This is a genomic window from Streptomyces phytophilus, from assembly GCF_013870535.1.
Classification (GTDB): domain Bacteria; phylum Actinomycetota; class Actinomycetes; order Streptomycetales; family Streptomycetaceae; genus Streptomyces; species Streptomyces phytophilus.
Genome location: NZ_JACBXC010001659.1, coordinates 1 through 1,095 on the forward strand (window position 1 = coordinate 1; position 1,095 = coordinate 1,095).

At 76.5% G+C, this 1,095-nt stretch carries 1 pseudogene; it reads left to right on the plus strand.

Features of this window, described 5'->3' with window-relative positions:
- Window positions 1–672: pseudogene (locus H5J30_RS35025) on the plus strand (DNA repair protein RecN); the annotation flags it as partial.
- Window positions 673–1,095: the final 423 nt, after the last annotated feature.

A 1,095-nucleotide genomic window follows, 5' to 3' on the forward strand; every position in this document is an offset into this window, starting at 1 on the left:
GACGCCCTGCGCGGCGAGCTGGCGCAGTTGGCGGAGGCGCTGACCGAGGCGCGCGGCGACGCGGCGGAACGCTTCGGCACCGCCGTCACGGACGAGCTGACCGAGTTGGCGATGCCGCACGCCCGCGTGACCGTCGACCTGCGCCGCACCGAGGTCGCCGCGGGCGCCGACGGGCTGGAGATCGACGGCCGCCGCGTCGCGTACGGGCCCACGGGTGTCGACGAGGCCGAGCTGCTGCTCGCCCCGCACCCCGGCGCCCCGCCGCGGCCGATCTCCAAGGGCGCCTCGGGCGGTGAGCTGTCGCGCGTGATGCTGGCTGTCGAGGTGGTCTTCGCCGGCTCCGACCCCGTGCCGACGTACCTCTTCGACGAGGTCGACGCGGGCGTCGGCGGCAAGGCGGCCGTCGAGGTGGGCCGCCGGCTCGCCCGGCTGGCGCGCGGCGCGCAGGTCGTCGTGGTGACCCATCTGCCGCAGGTCGCGGCCTTCGCCGACCGCCAGTTGCTGGTGGAGAAGACCAGCGACGGCTCGGTCACCCGCAGCGGTGTGACCGTCCTGGACGGCGAGGCGCGGGTGCGGGAGCTGTCGCGCATGCTGGCGGGCCAGGAGGACTCCGAGACGGCCCGCGCGCACGCGGAGGAGCTGCTCGCGGCGGCCCGCGCGGGGGCCGAGTAGCCGGGGCGCTGCCGGGTGGGTGACCCGGGCGGTGTGACCGACGTTGCGCCCGGGGCGGGTGTCGCGTGTGGGCCGAACGGGTGGCGTGGGGCAACCCGGCCCGTCCGGGGTGCGTCTACCTGAGTGGTCGGGCGAAATGCACCGTGCTGTCCGCCCCCTTCGTGCGCCCTCCCGGCGCGCGACGGGCGTGCGGGGCATCGCCCGGAAGGGTGGTGCATGTCTGACGTGTACGCCCGTACAGAGCGGTTGACGGCGCCGAGCCGGGTCCGGCGGCTCCTCGGGAGTGGCATCCTGGGCAGGCCCTGCGACGCCACGGACAGGAGTTCCGGCCCAGTGAGCAGCACCCCCGCACCGCCCCACGGCCCCACCGCGCTGCACGCCGTGCAGCTCGTCGGCCGCGGCGAGGGCGGCAGCGGTGTGCAT